General features: G+C 65.9%; 1 pseudogene. It reads left to right on the top strand.

The annotated features are described in order from the left end of the window. Positions 1 to 364, top strand: a pseudogene (gene aceE / locus C662_RS19650) (pyruvate dehydrogenase (acetyl-transferring), homodimeric type); the annotation flags it as partial.

Raw genomic sequence — 364 nt, 5'->3', positions numbered from 1 at the left:
TTCCGCCAGGAAGTGGGCGGCAAGGGCATCTCGTCCTATCCGCACCCCTGGCTGATGCCCGACTTCTGGCAGTTCCCCACCGTATCGATGGGCCTGGGCCCGCTGTGCGCGATCTATCAGGCGCGCTTCATGAAGTACATGGCCAGCCGCGGCATGATCGACGCCACGCGCGCCGAGCAGCGCAAGGTGTGGGCCTTCCTCGGTGACGGCGAGACCGACGAGGTCGAGTCGCTGGGCGCGATCGGCATGGCCGGCCGCGAGAAGCTCGACAACCTCGTGTTCGTCATCAACTGCAACCTGCAGCGCCTCGACGGCCCGGTACGTGGCAACGGCAAGATCATCCAGGAGCTCGAATCGGGCTTCC

It is taken from the genome of Thauera sp. 28, assembly GCF_000310145.2.
Classification (GTDB): Bacteria; Pseudomonadota; Gammaproteobacteria; order Burkholderiales; family Rhodocyclaceae; genus Thauera; species Thauera mechernichensis.
The sequence above is the reverse complement of the archived record's forward strand: the minus strand, read 5'-3'. Positions and strand labels throughout refer to the sequence as shown.